The sequence below is a fragment of the Curtobacterium sp. 1310 genome (assembly GCF_017834105.1).
In the GTDB taxonomy this organism is placed as follows: Bacteria; Actinomycetota; Actinomycetes; order Actinomycetales; family Microbacteriaceae; genus Curtobacterium.
Map to the genome: position 1 here is coordinate 126,167 of NZ_JAFICY010000004.1, position 18,578 is coordinate 144,744.

The window sequence follows — 18,578 nt, forward strand, 5'->3', positions numbered from 1 at the left end:
TGTGGGGTATCATTTCAGTCACGCAAGCGCTCCGGGGTCGGTGCAATTCCGAACCGGTGGTGACAGTCCACGAGCTGACGCAGGGTGCGAACCCCGCCGATGTTGACCCGGCGGAACTCCGGGACCGACGGTGAGAGTCCGGACGGGAGGAAGCGCAGGCGGACAGGACGTGCCCTCGTACCCGGGGTGCCACGACCCGTCCGTCCATGCCGACGATCGTCGAGCACCCCCGGAGTCCCGTTGAGAGGACACCAGTGTTCACCGGCATCATCGAGGAACTCGGCACCGTCACCGCCGTCGAGCAGCACGGCGACTCCGTCGCGCTCACCGTCCGCGGCCCGAAGGTCGTCGCCGACGCGCGGCACGGCGACTCCATCGCCACGAGCGGCGTCTGCCTGACCGTGGTCGAGCAGACGGACGAGACCTTCACCGCCTTCGTCATGAAGCAGACGCTCGACATGAGCGCGCACGGCGCGCTCGACGTGGGTGATCGACTCAACCTGGAGCGAGCGGCCTCGGTCGGCGACCGACTGGGCGGCCACATCGTCCAGGGGCACGTCGACGGCACCGCCACGGTGCTCGAGACCGCCGACGGTGACGGCTGGCGGCGCGTCCGGTTCTCGCTCGCCCCCGACCTCAGCCCGCTCGTCGTCGACAAGGGGTCGGTCGCGATCGACGGCGTCTCGCTCACGGTCAGCGCCGTCTCCGCCGAGGACGTCCCGCCGACCGATGCCTGGTTCGAGGTCAGCCTCATCCCGGAGACACTCGAGGCCACGACGCTCGGTACCCGGGTGCCCGGCGACCGGGTCAACATCGAGACCGACGTCCTCGCGCGACACGTCCGCCGCATGCTCCGGCTCGACGCCGCCACGGCTCTCGTCCCGGAGGCACGGTGAGCGCCGTCGACGCCCCGCACGCCGAGCAGGCGGTCGGGCCGCACCTGTCGAGCATCGCCGACGCGGTCGCGGCGATCGCCGCCGGGCGTCCGGTGATCGTGGCCGACGACGAGCACCGTGAGAACGAGGGCGACGTGATCCTCGCCGCCGAGACGGCCTCGCCGGAGTGGATCGCGTGGACGGTCGCGCACTCGTCGGGCTTCATCTGCGCCCCGGTCAGCGCCGAGATCGCCGATGCGCTCGACCTGCCCCCGATGGTCGCGCACAACGAGGACGTCCGCGGCACCGCGTACACGGTGACGGTCGACGCTGCGGTCGGTGTGACGACCGGCATCAGCGCGCACGACCGGGCACGGACGCTGCGGGTGCTCGCCGACCCGACCTCGGTCCGGGACGACCTGCACCGCCCGGGACACGTCGTCCCACTGCGGGCCCGACCCGGCGGCGTCCGTGAACGCGCCGGGCACACCGAAGCCGCGATCGAACTGGTCACCGCAGCCGGGCTCCGGCCCGCGGCGGCGATCTGCGAGATCGTCGGCGAGGACGGCGAGATGATGCGTCTGCCGGGCCTCGTCGAACTCGGGGCGCGCGAGGGCGTGCCCGTCATCACCATCGCCGCACTCGTCGAGTGGCTCGAGGCGGCAGACCGGGCGGCGGCGGAGTCCGCACCCCAGGAGGGAACGACACGATGAGCGGAGCAGGAGCGGCGGAGCGCGACCACGTCGACGGGACGGGCGTCCGGGTGGCGATCGTGACCGGGCAGTGGCACGAGACGATCGCCGGGGGCCTCCTCGCCGGAGCCCAGCGGGAGGTGCAGCGCCTCGGCGCGACCGCACAGGTCGTCCCGGTGCCGGGGAGCTTCGAGCTGCCGGTCGTCGCGAAGGCGGCGCTCGAGAGCGGGTTCGACGCGGTCGTCGCCCTCGGGGTGATCATCCGCGGGGGCACCCCGCACTTCGAGTACGTGTCGAGTGCGGCGACGGACGGTCTGACGAGCGTCGCGCTGCAGACCGGCAAGCCCGTCGGCTTCGGCGTGCTGACGCTGGACGACGAGCAGCAGGGCATCGACCGCGCCGGTCTGCCCGGGTCGAAGGAGGACAAGGGCGCCGAGGCCGCGCACGCGGCGATCGCCACGGCCCTCTCGTTGCGGAGCCTGCGCCAGATGGCCTGACCCGCGACGAGGAGCGGCCGAGCGGGCACGAGCCCTGCGGGGCGTCAGGGTCACCTCCTCGCGCCCACCGCGCAACGGGAAGCACCTCGCGCCACGCAGTTGCGTGGCGCGAGGTGCTTCCCGTTGTGCTGGAGCAGTTGCAACCACGACGTGCTCGTGCCCGTCCGACCGTCCGTCCGACCGCCGTCCCGACCGCCACGACGCCCGCACGGACGACGACGACGGCCCCGCACCCTCCGGAGAGGTGCGGGGCCGTCGCGGTACGGCTGTGGTTACTTCTTGCCGAAGACGTGGATCGGCAGGAAGAACGAGAGGCTCATGAGGACGAGGCCGCCCATGAACACGAACGCCTGGCCCGACTGCACCTGGAACGCGAACCCGAACAGGTACATCGACACCAGCAGCAGCAGGATCGAGAAGAAAGCGGCGATGACGCGGCCCACGGTGGTACCTCCGGTTCGAGCGGGTGGATCGGGACCAGTCTATCCCCAGGAAGGAGCGGACCGGTTCACGGACGTCCGGGAGACGCCGACGTCAGGCTGCCGGCCGGGTCGCGATGAGCCGGTCGACGACCGCGAGCAGGGCGTCCATGTCGACGGTGCCGCGGTTCGGGCGGACGTCGGTCGCGATCGCGGCGCCGAGGGACGCCTGGTGGTAGAGCCCGTCGCCGAGCAACTTGACCGCCTGCGCCGTGGGGACGTCCCCGAGTGCGTCGACCAGGGTCTCCAGCCATGCGTTCTCGGTCTCGTCGAGGGTGCGCCCGGCCTCCTCGTACCCGGCCTGCTGCAGCCGGCTGGCCGCGAGCAGGGCGAGGTCGAGCTCGCTGCCCACGAAGAGGCAGTTGCGCACGAAGTACCGCGCAGCGCCGTCCTCGGCGTCGCGCATGCGGTCGACGTCGATGGCGGACAGGTCGGACAGGCGCTCGCACAGCCCCTCGACCAGCGCTGCCTTCGACCCGAAGTGGTAGAGCAGCCCGCCCTTCGAGACACCGGCCCGCGCGGCGACGGCGTCGAGGGTCGCCGGACGCTCGCCCTCCTCGCACACGATGGCGACGAAGCTGTCCAGGACACGGTCTCGGGCACTTGCCATGCGGACGAGTCTAGGGAACCGTCCGGACCGTGACGACCGCCGGGTTCCGTGAACGTTCACGAACGGGTTGTCCCGCAGCATCTGCGCGGCTAGCGTCGCCGTGACCGTGAAGGTTCACGACACGAACAGGATCCGCATGTCAGCGCAGACCGCGACCCCCTCCAGCACGCCCGCCGACGGCCCCGGGACGGACGGCTCGGCGACCCCGGCCCCGACCAGAGCGGGCTGGGCCGTCCTCGGTCCGGGTGGCATCGCCCGCCGCTTCCTCTCCCAGCTGCCCGCGAGCACCGGTACCCTCGTGGCCGCCGGCAGCTCCTCGACCGACCGGGCGCAGGCGTTCACGGACGAGGCGGCCGGCCACGGCTTCACCGACGTCCGAGCGGGGGAGTACGACGCCGTGCTCGCCGACACCGCCGTGGACGCGGTGTACGTCTCGACCGTGCACACCGGCCACGCCGACCTGGTGCTCCGCGCCCTCGACGCCGGCAAGGCCGTGCTCTGCGAGAAGCCCCTCGCCCCGAACCACGGCACGGCGATGGCCCTGGCCGACGCCGCCCGCCAGGCCGGACTGCCGCTGGTCGAGGCGTACATGTACCGCTTCCACCCGCAGACCGCCGCACTGCTCGACCTCGTGCGCGAGGGCGTCGTGGGTGACGTCGTGCACGTCGACGCGTCCTTCGCGTTCCGCAGCGAGGAGCGCACCGGTCGGCTGTTCGACGTCGCCACGGCCGGCGGCGGGATCCTCGACGTCGGCGGGTACCCGGTGACCATGGCCGCCGCGGTCGTGCAGGCCGCCACGGGCGTCGCTGTCGCCGAGCCCGTCGAGCTGACCGCCACCGGCACCCTCGGGCCGACCGGCGTCGACGAGTGGACGGTCGCGCACCTGACCTACCGCGACGGCACCACCGCCAGCGTCCGCACCGGCGTCCGCGTGCAGGACGAGAACGCCGTCACGGTGCACGGCTCGCGCGGTCGCATCGTGCTGACCGACCCGTGGACGCTCTCCGCCGACCCGACGATCACCGTCCACACGGTCGACGAGGAGCCCCGCACGCTCTCCTTCGCCGGTGCGCAGCCCTACGCGCTCGAGGCCGACGCGACCACGGCGGCGCTGGCGTCAGGCGCGGTCGAGGCGGCGCAGATGACCCTGGACGAGAGCCTCGCCACCGCCCGCACGCTCGACCGCTGGCGCGCCGCGATCGGCCTGCGCTACCCGTTCGAGGCCGAGACCGCCGACGTCCCGACGGTGAGCGGCCGTCCGCTGCGCGTCCGCGACGACGCCCCGATGCGCTACGGCGAGGTCCCCGGCGTCGGCAAGCGCATGTCCCGCCTGGTGATGGGTGTCGACAACCAGCCCGACCTCGCCCACGCGAGCGCGATCTTCGACATGTTCGTCGAGCAGGGCGGCAACGTCTTCGACACCGGCTACGTCTACGGCGGCGGGGTGCTCGAGGGACGACTCGGCCAGTGGATCCAGAACCGCGGCATCCGCGACGACGTCGTGGTCATCACGAAGGGTGCGCACACGCCGTACTGCGACCCGGAGTCGTTGACCCGGCAGCTGCTGGAGAGCCTGGAGCGTCAGGGCACCGACCACGCGGACATCTACATGATGCACCGCGACAACCCGGACGTGCCGGTGGGGGAGTTCGTCGACGTCCTCGACGAGCACCGTCGCGCCGGCCGGATCCGCGTCTTCGGCGGATCGAACTGGACGCCGGCGCGCTTCGACGAGGCGAACGCCTACGCGGCGGCGAACGGGAAGCACGGCTTCGAGGTCCTCAGCAACCACTTCGGCCTGGCCGAGGCGTACGACGTGCCGTGGGACGGCTGCGAGCACGCCACGGACCCGGCGTCGAAGCGCTGGCTCGAGGAGCGCCAGGTGCCGCTGCTGCCGTGGTCGTCGCAGGCCCGCGGGTTCTTCACCGGCCGCGCCGCCCCGGACGACACGAGCGACGCCGAACTGGTGCGCTGCTACTACTCGGACGACAACTTCGAGCGGCTGCGTCGCGCCCGTGAGCTCGGCGAGCAGTACGGCGTGCCGGCGACGGCGATCGCCCTGGCGTACGTGCTGCACCAGCCGTTCCCGACGTTCCCGCTGTTCGGGCCGCGCACGATCGCCGAGGCCCGCTCCTCGATGACGGGGCTGTCGGTCGAGCTCAGCGCGGAGCAGGTCGCGTGGCTGGACCTGCGCGCCTGAGCCGCACCGTCGGCCGGACCCCGGCGCGCGCCACGATCCACGACGTCGCGGCCGCGGCCGGGGTCTCGCGCCAGACGGTCACCCGCGCGGTGAACGGCCTGTACGGCATCAGCCCGGCGACGAAGGAGCGCGTGCTCGCGGCGGCGGCGGCGCTCGACTACCGCCCGTCGCGCTTCGGCCGTGGGCTCGTCACGGGTGGCGACCGGCAGCTCGGTCTCGTCGTCGACGACCTGCGGAACCCGTACTCGCCGGAGCTCGCGGCGGCGGTGCTCCGGCTCGCGGCGGGTCGTGGGTGGGACGTCATGCTGGCCGACGCGGGGCTCGCGGGCGACTCGGACCGCGCGGTCCAGGCGCTCGGGGTCCAGACGGACGTGGTGCTCGGCTACCTCGGTGCCCGGGCGCCCGAGCTCATCGAGCGCCTGGGCACCGTCCCCGTGGTGGAGCTCGACCCTGCCGGCGAGGTCCTCCGCGGTGCCGTCCGCATCGACCCCGCCGAGGCGGTCGAGGACCTCGCCGACCACCTCGTGCACACGGGGGTCCGGCACCCGGTGATCGTCGATGCGTCGGACACCGGCCGTCCGAGCGGTCGCGGTCGGCTCATGCTGGACGCCCTCCGGCGCCGTGGGTACCTGCCCGAGATCGCGATCGCCGACGCCCCGACCTCGGAGCTGGGCGCGGCGATGACGACCAGGGCGCTCGAGCGCTTCCGTCGCGTCGACGCGGTGCTGGCCTTCAACGACCTCATGGCGCTCGGGGTCCTGGGTGCCTGCCGCCGGGCCGGGGTGGACGTGCCGGGCGACGTGCGGGTGGTCGGGGTCGACGGCCTGGCGATCGGCACGCTCGTCGCGCCGACCCTCACGACGCTCGCGGTCGACCTCGACGCGGTCGCGCGCGAGGCCCTCGACCTCGCCATCGGCATGCTCGCCGGTGACCTGCCGCGCTCCGGCGCGGCGGTGCAGCGCACCGTTCGCCACCGGTTGCTGGTGCGCGAGTCCGCCTGAGTGCCCACGGCCGCCGACGGGAGCGGAAGGCGGACGGGAGGCTCGTGGCGGTCCGGCCACGGGCCTCCCGTCCGCCCGTTGGTTGCACTTGCAACCACAACCGTCCAGACGGTACACTCATGGAGTCCTGACGGGGCGCGTGACCACTTCCGCGTCCCGTCTCGTCTGCCCCGCCGAAAGTGTCCGCCGTCGACCTGGTCCGGCTCGTTCCCCAGGGAGTCACCGTGTCCACTCTGCTCACCAGCCCCGTCGCCACCGCCGTCACCGGCAGCCGCGCCCGACGGTTCGCGGCGCTCGCCGTCCTGATGCTGCCGGTGCTGCTCATCTCCGTCGACAACACCGTGCTGAGCTTCGCGCTGCCGACCATCGCGCGCGCCCTCGACCCGAGCGCGACGACCCAGCTCTGGATCGTCGACGCCTACCCCCTCGTGCTCGCCGGCCTGCTCGTCGTGATGGGCAGCATCGGCGACCGCATCGGGCGACGCCGGATCCTCGTGATCGGCGCGACCGGGTTCGCACTGCTGTCCGTCGCGGCGGCCTTCGCGACCGAGGCCTGGATGCTCGTCGCAGCCCGCGCCGTCATGGGGGTCTTCGGTGCGATGCTCATGCCGGCGACGCTCTCCATCATCCGCAACGTCTTCGTCGACGCCGGGGAACGGCGGATGGCGCTCGCCGTCTGGTCGACGATGTTCGCGGCCGGCAACGCACTCGGCCCGCTCGTCGGCGGCGTCCTGCTCGCGCACTTCCACTGGGGTGCGGTGTTCCTCGTCGCGGTGCCGATCCTCGTCGTCATGCTCGTCGCGGTGCCGTTCACCGTGCCGGAGTCGCGCGACCCGCAGCCCGGCCCCGTCGACGTCCCGAGCATGCTCCTGTCGCTCGGCGCCCTCGCCCCGACCGCCTGGGCGATCAAGTCGGTCGTGCACCCCGAGGAGCGCGGGTTCGCGATCGCGCTGCTCGCCGTCGGCGTGCTCTGCGGGATCGCCTTCGTCCGCCGCCAGCTCCGCTCCCGCGCGCCCATGCTCGACCTGCGGTTGTTCCGCAGCACCGCGTTCACGGGCAGCGTGCTCATGAACATGGCCGCGATGTTCTCGCTCACCGGCTTCCTGTTCTTCATCGCGCAGCACCTGCAGCTCGTCGCCGGGCTCGACCCCTTCGCGTCCGGTCTGGTGCTCGTGCCCGGTTCGGTGCTCACCATCGTCGCCGGACTCGTCGTCGTGCCGATCGTCGCGCGGGTGGCCCCCCGCTGGGTCGTGGCCGTCTCCCTGACGTTCTCGGCCGCCGCGTACGCGATGGTGTCGGTCCTCGGACACCACGCGTCGATCGTCGCGCTGGCGTTCGCCTTCGTGCTGCTCGGCATCGGCATCGGGGCGTCCGAGACGGTCACGAACGACCTCATCATCTCGACGGCCCCCGCGGACAAGGCCGGTGCCGCGTCGGCGGTGTCCGAGACCGCGTACGAGATCGGCGCGGTGCTCGGCACGGCGGTGCTCGGGACGATCCTCGCGACCGCGTACCGGTCGCACGTGGTGGTGCCGGACGCCCTCGCCGGCTCGGCGCGGACGGCGGCGCAGGAGACCCTCGGCGGTGCCGTGTCGGCCGCCGCCGACCTCGGAGGCTCGGCCGGTCAGGCGCTGCTCGAGAGCGCTCGTGCGGCGTTCGACTCCGGTGTGACGATCACCGGCGCCGTGGCGGCGGTGCTCATGCTCGTCGCCGCGGCGGCCTCCTTGGTCATGCTCAAGCGCGACTGAGCCGGGTCGTCCGGCGCGCCCGGGATCGGACGAAGCTGGGAATCGTTGACCGGAACCCCGGTCGAGGTCCTACGTTGGGAGGTGGCCGCGCAGCCGCGGCCGATCCCACCCGGAGGAACACCACGACTGCCATGCCCGACGAAGCCCCGGCCACGACCGCCGACGCGTACAAGGCCGCCTTCCGCGGACACCCCGCCGGTGTCGCGGTCATCACCGCCGAGGGGCCGGACGGTCCCACGGGCCTGACCGCCTCCAGCGTCGCGAGCGTCGCGGTCGACCCACCCGTGCTCGTCTTCTCGCTGTCGACCAAGTCCGGCTCGGCCGGCGTCGTGCTCGGCGCGGACGTCTTCGTCGTGCACCTCGTGGACTCGCTCAGCGTGGGCCTCGCCAAGCGGTTCGCCGCGACCGGTAGCCCCGCAGCGGACGACCCGATGTGGGGCACGTTGCCGACCGGGGACCGGTACCTGCCCGCCGCCGCGACGGCGCTGCGGTGCCGACCGCGATCGACGACCGAGATCGGCTCGTCCACCGTCGTCGTCGCCGAGGTGCTCGACATCGTGGTGGGTCAGGCGCACGGTGAGCCGCTCGTCTACCACAACCGGGAGTTCCACTCCCTCTCCGAACGTTCCCGGCTCTCCTGAGCCGCGGAGCCCGCTCCACCAACCCCAGATCGAAAGGACCTCGAATGGCCGAGTACACCCTGCCCGAGCTGCCGTACGACTACGCCGCCCTCGAGCCGCACATCAGCGGCAAGATCATGCAGCTGCACCACGACAAGCACCACCAGGCCTACGTGACCGGTGCGAACACCGCGCTGCAGCAGCTCGGCGAGGCGCGCGAGTCCGGCAACTTCGCAAGCGTCAACAAGCTCGAGAAGGACCTCGCGTTCCACCTCGGCGGCCACGTCAACCACTCGATCTTCTGGACCAACCTCGGCCCGGACACGAAGGTCCCGGAGGGCGAGCTCGCCGCCGCCATCGACGAGTTCTTCGGCTCGTTCGAGCAGTTCCAGGCGCAGTTCGCCGCCGTCGCCAACGGCATCCAGGGCTCCGGCTGGTCGGTGCTCGCGTGGGACCAGGTCGGTCAGAAGCTCGTGACCTTCCAGCTCTTCGACCAGCAGGCCAACGTGCCGCTGGGCGTCGTGCCGATCTTCATGCTCGACATGTGGGAGCACGCCTTCTACCTCGACTACCTCAACGTCAAGGCCGACTACGTCAAGGCCGTGTGGAACATCGTCGACTGGGAGAACGTCGCGGCTCGCTTCGCGAACGCCAAGTCGCAGTCGTTCGTCACCCTCTGACGCGGCTGCCGGTCACGTGCTGACCGGCTGACGGACGGGAGGCGCGGTGCCGGCTGGCACCGCGCCTCCCGTCCGTCTGTCGGTGCCGATCCGTCCGACGGTGCCGGTCGGTCCGTCGGCGCCGGTCCGTCCGACGGTGCCGGTCCGTCCGACGGTGCCGCTCGATCCGACGGTGCCGGTCCGTCCGTCGTGCCGTGTGGCCGTCAGGCGGCCGCCAGGCGGACGGACGACGCGAGCTCCTCGGCGATCGCCCGCAGCGCGCCGTCCACGTCCGAGCGGTCGGGGTCGACGAGTGCGCTCCACTGGGCACCGCGTGCCGCAGCGACCACCGCCCGGGCGGTCCGCTCGGCGTCCGTCCCGCACCGGCCGTGCGCACGGCACCAGGCCGCGAGCTCGTCGACCCGTCGTCGGTGGAGCCGCTGCTGGCGGTCACGGCCGTCGAGGCCCTCGACGCAGCCGAGCTCGAACGTCAGACGGGCTGCGAGTCGCCGCTCCGGGGTGTCGAGCCCGCCGAAGACGGCGAGCAGGTGGTCGGTGAGCGCGCACGGCTCCGCGGCGGGGTCGAGCGCCCGGTCCTGGTCGACGGACAGGTGGTCGACCACGGCGTCGATCAGGGACTCCCGCGAACCGAAGTGGTACACGATCGGGTACGCGCTCGTGCCGAGCACCCGGCCGAGGCTGCGGACGGAGGCGTCCTCGAGCTTGGTGTCCTGCAGGTGCCGTGCGACCTTCGCGACGATCGCGGGCTTCAGGGTCGGGTCGGGTCTCCTGGGCATGGCGTCTCCCGCGAGGTCGAGTGATCGGTCGGCGACCGTGCGCACACGATCACCTGAAATGTTAGCCGATCACCGGCCGGTCCGCGTGGTTCAGTGCTCGGCACGCTCCGGCGTCACCGTCAGGCTCTGCACCCGACCCGCCGCGAGGGGGGCGAGCCGGATCTCGATCCGCAGACGGCCGGCGCTGCCGGGCAGCCACCAGCGCAGGTGCGACGGCACCGAGGACTGCTCGTCGACCGGTGCGGCGGCGAGGTCTGCACCGACGGCGTGCGCGGACTCGAGCAGAGCGCGCCGTCGAGCGGTCCACGGGCGGTCGAGGGGGACGTTCGGCGTGCAGACGGCGGCGCCCAGGTCTGCCGCGCTGTCGTCGTCGACGGCCGGGTCCGCCCAGGCCTGCAGCAGCGTGGTGACGGCCCGACGCGCGGTGTGCGTGGCCTCCGTGGTCTGACGGACGCCCGGCGCGGCTGCTGATCCGCTCGTGGTGGTGGCGGCCGCCGGCGCCGCCGAATCGGCGTCGAGCGCCGCGGCGAGCAGCAGGTCGAGTGCCCGCTCGGCCGGCGCTGAGACCTTCGCCTGCGTGGCGTTCTCGAACGCGACCACGCCGAGGCCGTGCTCCACCGACCACCGGACGTGCGCGGAGAAGCCGGGGTAGCCGCCGGAGTGCGACACGATCTCACCCGCGCGGTCGTCCTGCTCCACGAACAGTCCGAACCCGTACGCCGTCGGTCGCTTCGCCGCGGGCACCACCGAGGACGGCACGATCCGCATCGCCTGCTGCATCGCGCGACGGTCCGCGGGGGAGACCGGCCCGTCCTCCGGCGCTGCGGTGGACGCCGACGCGAGGTACCGGGCCCACCGCGCCAGGTCGCGGACGGTCGAGAAGAGTCCGCCGATGGGCGAGAACGCGCCCGGCCCGGTCATCGGCTGCGGGGTCCACGACCCGTCGTCGTCGCGCTGGCCGACGACGACGAAACCGCGCGCCTCGGCGGCGCTGAACACGGTGTCGGTCAGTCCGAGCGGCCGGAGCACGCGGTCCGTCACCGCCCGGGCGTAGGGCGTGCCGGCTGCTCGGGCGATCGCGCGCCCGAGCAGGGCGTAACCGGTGTTCGAGTACGCGAACCGGGTGCCCGGGACGGAGTCGAACAGCAACCCTGCCCGGAGGACGGCATCGAGGGCGTCGTCGTCGATCGACTCCTGCCGGTCCGCCCACGGGTCGTCGGTCGGCAGCCCGCCGGACATCGTCAGGAGCATCCGGAGCGTCGGCACCGGGGCGTCCGGCGACGGGAGGGCGACCTCGGCGAACGCGGGTACGGCGGTGGTGATCGGGTCGTCGAGGGCGACGGACCCCTCGGCGACCAGGGTGAGCAGCGTCGCCGCGGTCACGCTCTTGGTGCACGACGCGATCCGGTAGACGGTGTCGGCGTCGGGCGCGCTCCCGTCGCCTCGGTCACCGTGCCCTCCGGACGCGACCAGGCCCTCCCGGTCGAACACGCCCCAGACGCTGCTCGGCGCGACCCGGTCGGCGACCCGCGCGGCGAACAGGGCGTCGACCTCGGCGAGCACGTCGCGCGGGACCGTCATGCGCGACGCATCTGGTCGTAGGCGTCCAGTGCACGTTGCCGGGTGGCCTTGAGGTCCACCATCGGCTCGGGGCGTTCCTCGTCCGCGGGGACCCAGCGCCGCACGTACTCCTTGTGTGGGTCGAAGCGTTCCATCTGCCGGTCGGGGTTGAACACGCGGAAGTACGGCGCGGCGTCGAAGCCCGAGCCCGCGACCCACTGCCAGTTGCCCGCGTTGTTCGCCGGGTCGGCGTCGACCAGGGTGTCCCAGAACCACTGCTCGCCGATGCGCCAGTCGACGAGCAGGTTCTTCACGAGGAAGCTCGCCGCGGCCAGCCGGACGCGGTTGTGCATCGCCCCCGAGTGCCAGAGCTCCCGCATGCCGGCGTCGACGAGGTCGAAGCCCGTCCGCCCGTGCCGCCAGCGGTCGAGCTCGTCGTCGTCGACGTCACGCCACGGGAACTCGTCGAACTCGCGGCGGACGTTCACGGTCGCGATGTCGTCGCAGTGGAAGTACTCGTTCCAGTTGAACTCCCGCCACGCGAGCTGGCGGAGGAACGCCGGGGCCTGGCGGCGCTGCTCGGGCTCGAGCTCGCCGTGCAGGCGGTGCCACACCTGGTACGGGCTGACCTCGCCCCAGCGCAGGTGCGGCGACAGGTCGCTGGTCGCCGCCATCGCGGGCTCGTCACGCTGGTCGTAGTCCTCGAGCGCGTCGTGCACGAACTGCTCGAGCTTGCGGTGCGCCCCCGCCTCGCCGGGCTCCCACGCGTCGCGGAGGCCGCCGGCCCAGTCCGGCTCCGTCGGCAGCAGGGCCCAGTCGTCGAGGTCGTCGGAGTCCACGTCCGCAGGAGCGGGCAGGTCGCGCGGCTTCGGCAGCGGGTGCCGCGGTTCGGGCATGGCCTGTGCCGCTCGCCAGAACGGGGTGAACACCTTGAACGGCTCGCCCTGACCGGTGAGCACCGTCCACGGCTCCCAGAGCAGGTTCGCCGCGAAGCTGTGGGCCTCCGTGCCGTCGTCCGTCAGGGCGCTCTTGATCCCCGCATCGAGATCGCGCTCGACCCTGCCGTACCGACGGTTCCAGTAGACGGCGTCCGCCCCGGCCTGCGCGACCACCTCGGGGACCACCCGCGCGGCACTGCCACGGCGCAGGACGAGCCGCGAGTGCCGGGACCGCAGTTCGGCGTCGAGGGCGGCGAGGGAGTGGTGGAGCCACCAGCGGCTCGCGGCGCCGACGGGACGGATGCCCGCGGACTCCTCGTCGAGCACGACCACGACGGTGACCGGGCCGCCGTGGTCGATCGCGGCACGGAGCGCCGGGTTGTCGCCGAGCCGCAGGTCCTCGCGCAGCCAGACGACCGCGCCGCTCACGCGGACACCGCCTCGGCCGGACGGGGACGTGGGCCGGTACCGCCGGCTGCGGTGCGCAGCTTCGTGCACAGCTCCGTGAGGGTGCGGAGTTCGTCGTCGTCGAGTCCGGCTCCGACCTGGTCGGCGATGGTCTGCGCGTGCTGCACCGCCACCGAGCGGTAGACGTCGAAGCCGTGTGCCGTGAGGGCGACGATCACGCCGCGCGCGTCCGACGGGTCGGGTTGCTTCTCGACGATGCCGCGCGAGGCGAGGCGGTCGACCAGGCGGCTCACGCTCGGCTGTGTCAGGAGCAGGTGACCGGTCAGGTCGCGCATCCGGCAGCGTCGTCCGGGCTGCGTCGACAGGTTGAAGCAGACGTCGTACTCGTTGAAGGAGATCTCACCGCCCGGGAAGTCGGTGTTGAGTGCGCGCATCACGGTCACCTGTGCCCGGAACAGGGCTTCCCAGGCCGCGACAGCGGTCGCCTTGTCGCTGCGGCGTACGTCGTCCACGGTCGTCGTCCCTCCGGTCGTACGGTCGGTCCACACTACCGAGGGGCGTGTGACACCGGTCGGGTCGCGGGGGACAGCGGACCGGGCCGGGATGTGACGAGGGCCGGGATGTGACGAGGGCCGGGACGTGACGAGGGCCGGTCGCCTTCTGAGCGACCGGCCCTCTCCCTTGCACCAAGAGTGTCCTGCAATCACATTCCGCAGGCGGTGCCACAGCAAACACTGCCTGCGACTCCGACTGTATAACGGCGAGGTAACGGCGCGCCAGCGTGTCCGGGCTCCGTTCGCTGCGAGTTCGCCGAACGTCGTCGGAGCAGATCAGAAGAGGTCGGGCGACGGCGTCGAGGCGTAGCGCACCGCGACGTCGGCGTGCCGGTCGAAGCGGTAGCCGACGCCGCGCACGGTCCGCACGATCTCCTCGAACGCACCGAGCTTCGAGCGCAGCCGACGCACGTGCACGTCGATGGTGCGCTCGTTCGGGGTCTCGTCCTCGTCGTCGGACCACAGGCCCTCGATGATCGCGGCACGGTCGACGGTCTGGCCCTCGCGCAGCACGAGGAACTGCAGGAGCTCGAACTCCTTGTAGGTCAGGGGAGCGGCTTCGCCGTCGAGCGTCACGCGCTTCCGGGAGATGTCGATGACGACACCGGTCTCCTCGGGCTCGGGCTTCTCGGCCTGCTTGCGGGCGGCCACGGCGGAGCGGTCCTGCAGCGCGAGACGGACCACGTCCACGTCGCGGCCCCCGGACCCCTCGGCGGCGACGGCGACGGCGGCGTAGGTCTCCGACGACGGGACGAGCTGGGCGGTGAGGGCCTTGAGCTGCTCGACCACGGCCGCGAGGCTCGTCCCGGCGGCAGCGGCCGCGGCCTCGTCGATGCCGACGTAGAGCGCGAAGCCACGCGCCTCGGTGCCCTCCGGGAGCGCCCGGTTCCGCTGCGGAGCGACGACCGGGCTGGTCGGGATCCCGCTCGGTACCGGCGGGGCGACGGGCGTGCGACGCGGACGGATCGGGGTGACCGTGCCGAGGTCGGTCGGCACCGTGGTGGCGGGACGGAGGGCGGTGCGGGGCTGGGGGATCGTGAGCGACATGGCGGTTCTCCGGGCGGGGCTACGGTGCGGTGCACCGTGCGGTGTCGAGTGCGTCGGTCCGGGTACGGCTGATCGCCGTGTCGCCCAGCGGTCCTGCGGTGGACCGGGGCCTCCCGGGAGGTACGGGTGGTCTGCGCTCCGACGGGACGCGGTGTGGGGGCGTCGTCGAGGTGCTGTCACCCGGGGATCACACGCGCGCGACCGGGGTGGTGTCGCGGGGGATCCGGCTGGAACGGGTACCGATCAGGCACACATTCGACAACGCATGACCGCCGACGCCGGCATCATGGTGCCGGCGTTCCCCAGGGCCTCGGAGAGGACTCGGGAGGACACGGTTGCAGTCATGGGACGAGTATCCGCGGTATACCAAGGCGCTGTCAACCGTCCGCACGGACGGTGACGAGAGCGGACAGGCGGTGGTCGGGCGGACCCCGCTGCCGGACGGGGGGCGCGCTGCCGGCCCGCCACGGGCCTCCCGTCCGCCGTCGCGTGGGCGGGGCGCGGTGCGCGTGACGCGGTCTGCGCGCGAGACGCCGCTTCTCGCGCGAGACGCCGCCCTTCGTGCGAGACGCACCCGGAAGTGGCGGTGTCTCGTCGAGTCGGCGGCGTCTCGCGACGACGACACCGTCCCGCGCGAGCGCCGAAGACGTGGAACGCCCCCGTCGACACGGCCGGAGCCGGGTCGACGGGGGCGTCAGGGGAGCGGGTGCTACTCGGCCAGGCCGTACAGGCGGTCGCCGGCGTCGCCGAGACCCGGGACGATGTAGCCGTTCTCGTCGAGCTTCTCGTCGAGGGCGCCGAGGACGATGCTCACGTTGCGGTCACCGACGGCCTGCTCGACGGCGGCCAGGCCCTCGGGTGCGCCGAGGATGCAGACGCACGTGACCTCCTCCGCGCCGCGGTCGAAGAGGAAGTCGATGGCCGCGGCCAGTGTGCCACCGGTCGCGAGCATCGGGTCGAGCACGAAGCACTGCCGACCGGACAGGTCGTCGGGCAGGCGCTCCGCGTAGGTCTGCGGCTCGAGCGTGTCCTCGTTGCGGGCCATGCCGAGGAAGCCGACCTCGGCGGTGGGGACGAGCTTGACCATGCCCTCGAGCATGCCGAGCCCGGCGCGCAGGATCGGCACGACGAGCGGACGGGGCTTCGCGATCGCGACACCCATCGTGTGCGCGACGGGGGTGTCGATCGGCGTGGCGGTGACCCGGACGCTGCGCGTGGCCTCGTAGGCGAGCAGCGTCACGAGCTCCTCCGTCAACGCACGGAAGGTCGGGGAGGGTGTGGTCCGGTCGCGGAGCACCGAGAGCTTGTGGGTGATGAGCGGGTGGTCGGCGACGTGGACTCGCATGGTGTCGAGCGTACCGTGCCGATGGGGCAGGATCGACGCGTGGAGCACCCAGCCGGACGACCGTTCACCGCGGCGATGGACCGAGCGCTCGACGAGGCGCGTGCCTGCCTGTCGACCGGGGACGTGCCGGTCGGTGCCGTCGTCCTCGACGCTGCGGGCGAGGTCGTCGCGGTCGGCCGGAACGAACGCGAGGCCCGGCAGGACCCGACCGCCCACGCCGAGGTGCTCGCGCTGCGGGCGGCGGCCGAGGCGACGGGGGACTGGCACCTCGCCGAGCACACCCTGGTCGTCACGCTCGAGCCGTGCCCGATGTGCGCGGGAGCCGCACTCGCCGCACGGGTGCCGCGGATCGTGTTCGGGGCCTGGGACCCGAAGGCCGGGGCGAGCGGCAGCGTCTACGACATCGCGCGGGACCGGCGGTTGCCGCACCGTGCCGAGGTCGTTGCGGGCGTGCGTGAGCAGGCCTGCGCCGACCTGCTCGATGCGTTCTTCCGCGAGCGCCGCTGACGGCTCTGCCCTGACTGCCCTGCCCGGACGGCTCTGTCCGGACAGGCCTGGCTCGACGGGCCTGCGCTCAGTCGGCGGCGCGGATGACGATCGCTTCGGTGGGCGGCCGCGGTCCGGTCCGGAGGACGTCCGGCTCGATGTAGATCACGCGAGCGACCGGCACCGCGGCGCGGATGCGTTGCTCGACGGTGTCGATGCCCGCGGCCACGTCGCCGAGCCGACGGTCCCCGTCGACCGCGACCTTCATGCCGACCATGAGCTCGTCCGGCCCGAGGTACAGCGTCTTGAGGTGCACGATCGACTCGACCTCGGGACCGTCGAGCACGGCGGCCCTGATGCGCTCCACGTCGGCGACGCTCGCGCCCTCGCCGACGAGCAGGCTCTTCGTCTCGATGCCGAGCACGACGGCGACCGCGATGAGGAGCAGGGCGATGAGGATCGTGCCGATCGCGTCGAACACCCCGTTGCCGGTGAGCACGGTGAGCCCGACGCCGAGCAGTGCGAACACGAGACCGGTCAGCGCCGCGGTGTCCTCCAGCATGACCACGGGGAGCTCCGGGGCCTTCGCCCGACGCACGAACTGCACCCACGACTGCGAGCCCTTGTGCGGACGGGCCTCGCGCAGGGCGGTGCGGAGCGAGAAGCCCTCGAGGCCGATCGCGACGACGAGCACGGCGACGGGGAGCCACCAGTTCGTGATCGGGTGCGGGTCGGCGAGCTTCTCGATGCCCTCGTACAACGAGAACACGCCGCCGATGGTGAACAGGATGATCGAGACGACGAACGCGTACACGTACCGTTCGCGGCCGTGGCCGAACGGGTGCTCCTGGTCGGCTGCGCGGCGGGCACGGCGGCCGCCGAGCAGGAGCAGGAGCTGGTTCGCGGAGTCGGCGAGGGAGTGCACGCCCTCGGCGAGCATCGCGGCGGACCCGCTGATCGCGGCCGCGACGAACTTCACGATCGCGATGCCGACGTTCGCGGCGAGTGCGGCGACGATCGCCCTCGTGCCTCCCGAAGCGCTCACGGGTGTCCCTTCTCCCTGCCGTGCACCGGGCCCGCACCGCAGGCGGCCCCCTGACGGACCGATCCTAGGCGTGGGCGCTGGGTAGGGTCGGGACCATGACGATCGAACTGCCCCGCACCGCCATGCTCGGCGTCGGCTCCATGTCCGGCAGCGTCCTCGAGGGACTGCTCGCCGCCGGCCTCGACCCCGCGACCGTGACGCTCACCACCCGGTCCGGAGCGTCGGCGGCGGCATGGCGCGAGCGTGGGCTCGAGGCGTCGGCGACGGAGACCGACCCGGACGCGAACCGGCAGGCCGTCCGCGGGGCCGGGCTCGTCGTCCTCGGGGTCAAGCCCTACATGATCGGCGAGGTCCTCGACGAGGTCGCCGCGTCGCTCCACCCCGGTGCGGTGGTCGTGAGCGTCGCGGTCGGCACCACGCTCGCCTCGATGGAGGCGCGTGTCCCGGCGGGCGTCCGTGTGGTCCGGGCGCTGCCGAACACCCCGATCGGCGTCGGCCACGGGGTCACCGGCATCAGCGCCGGGTCCACGGCCGACGACGAGGCGGTCGGGCTCGCCTCGAGCGTGTTCGCCGCGTCCGGACAGGTCATCGAGGTGCCGGAGTCGCAGCTCGACGCCCTGTCCGCCGTCTCCGGATCGGGGCCCGCGTACGTGTTCCTGCTCGTCGAGCAGTGGCAGCAGGCCGCCGAGTCGCTCGGGTTCACCCCGGAGCAGGCCGCGACGATGGTGCAGGGGACCGTGCGGGGAGCCGTCGAACTCCTCGCCGCGTCCGGGCGGGAGCCCGCCGACCTGCGCCGCGCCGTCACCAGTCCGAAGGGCACCACCGAGCGCGCGGTCGCCGTGCTGCAGGAGGCCGACCTCGCCGGCACCTTCACCCGCGCGTCGCGCGCCGCGATCGCCCGGGCCGAGGAGATCGCCGCGTCCTGACCGCGGGCGCCGGTCGGTCCGTCCGGCGTGACCACGGGACGGACGGGAGGCCCGTGGCCGTGTCCGCCACGGGCCTCCCGTCCGACGTCGG

The 18,578-nt window shown here is 72.8% G+C and carries 18 protein-coding genes, 1 pseudogene and 1 riboswitch; of the genes and pseudogenes, 10 read left to right on the top strand and 9 right to left on the bottom strand.

Annotation, left to right across the window (positions count from 1 at the left end; all coding sequences use genetic code 11):
* Nucleotides 1–24 precede the first annotated feature (24 nt).
* Nucleotides 25–158: riboswitch (FMN riboswitch) on the top strand.
* 96 nt (nucleotides 159–254) lie between these two features.
* The 3 genes and pseudogenes from JOD95_RS11345 (at nucleotide 255) to ribH (ending at nucleotide 2,064) form a co-directional block, all read left to right on the top strand.
* Nucleotides 255–896, top strand: coding sequence for a riboflavin synthase (locus JOD95_RS11345; protein ID WP_209685029.1), 642 nt, complete (start codon nucleotides 255–257; stop codon nucleotides 894–896).
* 44 nt (nucleotides 897–940) lie between these two features.
* Nucleotides 941–1,564, top strand: a pseudogene (gene ribB / locus JOD95_RS11350) (3,4-dihydroxy-2-butanone-4-phosphate synthase); the annotation flags it as partial.
* A gap of 20 nt (nucleotides 1,565–1,584) precedes the next feature.
* Nucleotides 1,585–2,064, top strand: a complete 480-nt coding sequence (gene ribH / locus JOD95_RS11355) for a 6,7-dimethyl-8-ribityllumazine synthase (RefSeq protein WP_066655326.1) — start codon at nucleotides 1,585–1,587, stop codon at nucleotides 2,062–2,064.
* Nucleotides 2,065–2,336: 272 nt separating this feature from the next.
* Here the strand turns inward: ribH and JOD95_RS11360 are convergent, their stop codons facing one another.
* Nucleotides 2,337–2,507 carry a hypothetical protein gene (locus tag JOD95_RS11360; RefSeq protein ID WP_153257430.1) on the bottom strand — a complete coding sequence of 57 codons (171 nt, stop codon included), beginning with the start codon at nucleotides 2,505–2,507 and terminating at the stop codon, nucleotides 2,337–2,339.
* 91 nt (nucleotides 2,508–2,598) lie between these two features.
* Nucleotides 2,599–3,153 carry a TetR/AcrR family transcriptional regulator gene (locus tag JOD95_RS11365; protein WP_066655324.1) on the bottom strand — a complete coding sequence of 185 codons (555 nt, stop codon included), beginning with the start codon at nucleotides 3,151–3,153 and terminating at the stop codon, nucleotides 2,599–2,601.
* Between the two features lie 136 nt (nucleotides 3,154–3,289).
* Between JOD95_RS11365 and JOD95_RS11370 the strand changes: the two genes are divergently transcribed.
* The 5 genes from JOD95_RS11370 to JOD95_RS11390 all read left to right on the top strand — a co-directional run bounded on the left by JOD95_RS11370 (nucleotide 3,290) and on the right by JOD95_RS11390 (nucleotide 9,402).
* Nucleotides 3,290–5,353, top strand: coding sequence for an aldo/keto reductase (locus tag JOD95_RS11370; RefSeq protein ID WP_209685031.1), 2,064 nt, complete (start codon nucleotides 3,290–3,292; stop codon nucleotides 5,351–5,353).
* Complete coding sequence (locus JOD95_RS11375) at nucleotides 5,332–6,354, top strand: LacI family DNA-binding transcriptional regulator (RefSeq protein ID WP_251159594.1); 1,023 nt, start codon at nucleotides 5,332–5,334, stop codon at nucleotides 6,352–6,354. Before JOD95_RS11370 ends, JOD95_RS11375 begins: the two co-directional genes overlap by 22 nt.
* 224 nt (nucleotides 6,355–6,578) lie before the next feature.
* Nucleotides 6,579–8,102, top strand: coding sequence for an MFS transporter (locus tag JOD95_RS11380; protein ID WP_209685032.1), 1,524 nt, complete (start codon nucleotides 6,579–6,581; stop codon nucleotides 8,100–8,102).
* Nucleotides 8,103–8,233: 131 nt separating this feature from the next.
* The gene (locus tag JOD95_RS11385) at nucleotides 8,234–8,743 is read left to right on the top strand and encodes a flavin reductase family protein (RefSeq protein WP_066655321.1); all 510 of its coding nucleotides are present in this window, start codon (nucleotides 8,234–8,236) and stop codon (nucleotides 8,741–8,743) included.
* A 44-nt stretch (nucleotides 8,744–8,787) separates the two neighbouring features.
* Complete coding sequence (locus JOD95_RS11390) at nucleotides 8,788–9,402, top strand: superoxide dismutase (RefSeq protein ID WP_209685033.1); 615 nt, start codon at nucleotides 8,788–8,790, stop codon at nucleotides 9,400–9,402.
* 203 nt (nucleotides 9,403–9,605) lie between these two features.
* Here the strand turns inward: JOD95_RS11390 and JOD95_RS11395 are convergent, their stop codons facing one another.
* From JOD95_RS11395 to upp, 6 genes are all read right to left on the bottom strand, one after another.
* Complete coding sequence (locus JOD95_RS11395; protein ID WP_144411343.1) at nucleotides 9,606–10,178, bottom strand: TetR/AcrR family transcriptional regulator; 573 nt, start codon at nucleotides 10,176–10,178, stop codon at nucleotides 9,606–9,608.
* Nucleotides 10,179–10,268: 90 nt separating this feature from the next.
* Nucleotides 10,269–11,759 (bottom strand): serine hydrolase, encoded by a 1,491-nt coding sequence (locus JOD95_RS11400; protein ID WP_209685034.1) that lies wholly within the window; start codon nucleotides 11,757–11,759, stop codon nucleotides 10,269–10,271.
* On the bottom strand, nucleotides 11,756–13,105 hold the full coding sequence (locus JOD95_RS11405) for a deoxyribodipyrimidine photo-lyase (RefSeq protein ID WP_209685035.1): 1,350 nt from the start codon (nucleotides 13,103–13,105) through the stop codon (nucleotides 11,756–11,758). Before JOD95_RS11405 ends, JOD95_RS11400 begins: the two co-directional genes overlap by 4 nt.
* Nucleotides 13,102–13,596, bottom strand: a complete 495-nt coding sequence (locus tag JOD95_RS11410) for a MarR family winged helix-turn-helix transcriptional regulator (protein WP_251154602.1) — start codon at nucleotides 13,594–13,596, stop codon at nucleotides 13,102–13,104. The genes JOD95_RS11405 and JOD95_RS11410 overlap by 4 nt, the downstream gene beginning before the upstream one ends.
* 318 nt (nucleotides 13,597–13,914) lie before the next feature.
* On the bottom strand, nucleotides 13,915–14,685 hold the full coding sequence (locus JOD95_RS11415) for a winged helix-turn-helix domain-containing protein (protein WP_144411342.1): 771 nt from the start codon (nucleotides 14,683–14,685) through the stop codon (nucleotides 13,915–13,917).
* Nucleotides 14,686–15,394: 709 nt separating this feature from the next.
* Nucleotides 15,395–16,030 carry a uracil phosphoribosyltransferase gene (gene upp / locus JOD95_RS11420; RefSeq protein WP_066655308.1) on the bottom strand — a complete coding sequence of 212 codons (636 nt, stop codon included), beginning with the start codon at nucleotides 16,028–16,030 and terminating at the stop codon, nucleotides 15,395–15,397.
* Between the two features lie 75 nt (nucleotides 16,031–16,105).
* Here upp and JOD95_RS11425 point away from each other — a divergent pair, with 75 nt between their 5' ends.
* Complete coding sequence (locus JOD95_RS11425) at nucleotides 16,106–16,537, top strand: nucleoside deaminase (RefSeq protein ID WP_209685260.1); 432 nt, start codon at nucleotides 16,106–16,108, stop codon at nucleotides 16,535–16,537.
* A 67-nt stretch (nucleotides 16,538–16,604) separates the two neighbouring features.
* Here JOD95_RS11425 and JOD95_RS11430 read toward each other — a convergent pair whose 3' ends face one another.
* A complete protein-coding gene (locus JOD95_RS11430) occupies nucleotides 16,605–17,561 on the bottom strand; it encodes a cation diffusion facilitator family transporter (RefSeq protein ID WP_209685036.1) in 957 nt (318 codons plus the stop codon).
* A gap of 95 nt (nucleotides 17,562–17,656) precedes the next feature.
* On the opposite strand from JOD95_RS11430, the gene proC reads away from it, so the two are divergent.
* Complete coding sequence (gene proC, locus JOD95_RS11435; RefSeq protein ID WP_066655305.1) at nucleotides 17,657–18,487, top strand: pyrroline-5-carboxylate reductase; 831 nt, start codon at nucleotides 17,657–17,659, stop codon at nucleotides 18,485–18,487.
* Nucleotides 18,488–18,578 lie beyond the last annotated feature (91 nt).